The sequence below is a fragment of the Ruegeria sp. F12 genome, assembly GCF_056533885.1.
Genome location: NZ_JBQFOV010000027.1, coordinates 1 through 2,500, shown reverse-complemented (window position 1 = coordinate 2,500; position 2,500 = coordinate 1). Strand labels below are relative to the sequence as shown.

The 2,500-nt window shown below is 54.5% G+C and carries 1 tRNA gene and 2 rRNA genes (1 of these 3 cut by a window edge); all 3 read left to right on the top strand.

From position 1 onward, the window contains the following. Positions 1 to 2,068, top strand: a 23S ribosomal RNA gene (locus ACR0CA_RS20270); it begins 759 nt to the left of the window's first position. Positions 2,069 to 2,257: 189 nt separating this feature from the next. Beyond that, positions 2,258 to 2,372 (top strand): 5S ribosomal RNA (rrf, locus tag ACR0CA_RS20265). A gap of 51 nt (positions 2,373 to 2,423) precedes the next feature. Continuing rightward, a tRNA-Met gene (locus ACR0CA_RS20260) sits at positions 2,424 to 2,500 on the top strand.

Genomic DNA, 2,500 nt, shown 5'->3' with positions numbered 1-2,500 from the left:
CACATCCGTTGAAAAGGATCGGGATGAGCTGTGCCTAGGGGTGAAAGGCCAATCAAACTCGGAGATAGCTGGTTCTCTGCGAAATCTATTTAGGTAGAGCGTCATCCGAATACCCCGGGGGGTAGAGCACTGGATGGGTAATGGGGCCCCACAGGCTTACTGATCCTAACCAAACTCCGAATACCCGGGAGTACTAGATGGCAGACACACTGCGGATGCTAACGTCCGTAGTGGAGAGGGAAACAACCCTGACCTACGACTAAGGCCCCCAATTCATGGCTAAGTGGGAAAGCAGGTGGGACGACCAAAACAACCAGGAGGTTGGCTTAGAAGCAGCCATCCTTTAAAGATAGCGTAACAGCTCACTGGTCTAAATAAGTTGTCCTGCGGCGAAGATGTAACGGGGCTCAAGCCATGAGCCGAAGTCTAGGGATGCGTAAGCATCGGTAGCAGAGCGTAGTGTGACATAGTCTCATTCCTCCTTCATGCCTTCGGGCAGATTGGAGGAGAGAGGCTTTCGATGAAGCGGGCGCGTGAGCGATCCCGTGGAGAGATCACTAGTGAGAATGATGACATGAGTAGCGACAAAGAGTGTGAGAGACACTCTCGCCGAAAGTCCAAGGGTTCCTGCTTAAAGCTAATCTGAGCAGGGTAAGCCGGCCCCTAAGCCGAGGCCGAAAGGCGTAGGCGATGGGAACTAGGTTAATATTCCTAGGCCAGGAGGATGTGACGGATCACAGGTGTAGTTCAATCTTATCGGATTGATTGGGCTGCTGAGTGGTTCCTGGAAATAGCCCTCCATCAGACCGTACCCTAAACCGACACAGGTGGACTGGTAGAGCATACCAAGGCGCTTGAGAGAACGATGTTGAAGGAACTCGGCAAAATACCTCCGTAAGTTCGCGAGAAGGAGGCCCGGTTCCTAGGCAACTAGGGGCTGGGGGCACAAACCAGGGGGTGGCGACTGTTTATTAAAAACACAGGGCTCTGCGAAGTCGCAAGACGACGTATAGGGTCTGACGCCTGCCCGGTGCCTGAAGGTTAAAAGGAGAGGTGAGAGCCTTGAATTGAAGCCCAGGTAAACGGCGGCCGTAACTATAACGGTCCTAAGGTAGCGAAATTCCTTGTCGGGTAAGTTCCGACCTGCACGAATGGCGTAACGACTTCCCCGCTGTCTCCAACATCGACTCAGCGAAATTGAATTGCCTGTCAAGATGCAGGCTTCCCGCGGTTAGACGGAAAGACCCCGTGCACCTTTACTACAGCTTCGCACTGGCATCAGGATTGTGATGTGCAGGATAGGTGGTAGGCTTTGAAGCAGGAACGCAAGTCCCTGTGGAGCCTCCCTTGAGATACCACCCTTCGCACTCTTGATGTCTAACCGCGGTCCGTTATCCGGATCCGGGACCCTGCGTGGCGGGTAGTTTGACTGGGGCGGTCGCCTCCTAAAGCGTAACGGAGGCGCGCGAAGGTTGGCTCAGAGCGGTCGGAAATCGCTCGTTGAGTGCAATGGCAGAAGCCAGCCTGACTGCAAGACTGACAAGTCGAGCAGAGTCGAAAGACGGCCATAGTGATCCGGTGGTCCCGAGTGGAAGGGCCATCGCTCAACGGATAAAAGGTACGCCGGGGATAACAGGCTGATACTGCCCAAGAGTCCATATCGACGGCAGTGTTTGGCACCTCGATGTCGGCTCATCTCATCCTGGGGCTGGAGCAGGTCCCAAGGGTACGGCTGTTCGCCGTTTAAAGAGGTACGTGAGCTGGGTTTAGAACGTCGTGAGACAGTTCGGTCCCTATCTGCCGTGGGTGTAGGAGACTTGAGAGGAGTTGCCCCTAGTACGAGAGGACCGGGGTGAACGATCCACTGGTGGACCAGTTGTCGTGCCAACGGCAGTGCTGGGTAGCTATGATCGGACAGGATAACCGCTGAAGGCATCTAAGCGGGAAGCCCCCCTCAAAACAAGGTCTCCCTGAGGGCCGTGGAAGACCACCACGTCAATAGGCCGGAGATGTAAGCGCAGTAATGCGTTCAGTTGACCGGTACTAATCGCCCGATAGGCTTGATTTGATCCAGTAATGGAAAGACAAGACCAAAGCATACACCAACCTTGACAAAGGACAGCGTCGCAGCGCCAAGCCGCGATGTTGGTTGATTAAATAACCGTGCGGGAACGCGCCTTTTGTAAACAAAAGACGCTGCCTCCCGCATGGTCGCTTTCTTGCACAGCAAGAAAGTCGACCGAGGGCTTTTCCTCGGTTTGGTGGTCATAGCGCAAGTGAAACACCCGGTCCCATCCCGAACCCGGAAGTTAAGCACTGCCGCGCCAATGGTACTTGGGCTTAAGCCCCGGGAGAGTAGGTCACCGCCAAACCTAGAAAAAGCCCAATTCTCTCTAACACGATGAAAACAAATCTGACTCTGACGCGGGATGGAGCAGCCCGGTAGCTCGTCAGGCTCATAACCTGAAGGTCGCAGGTTCAAATCCTGCTCCCGCAACCA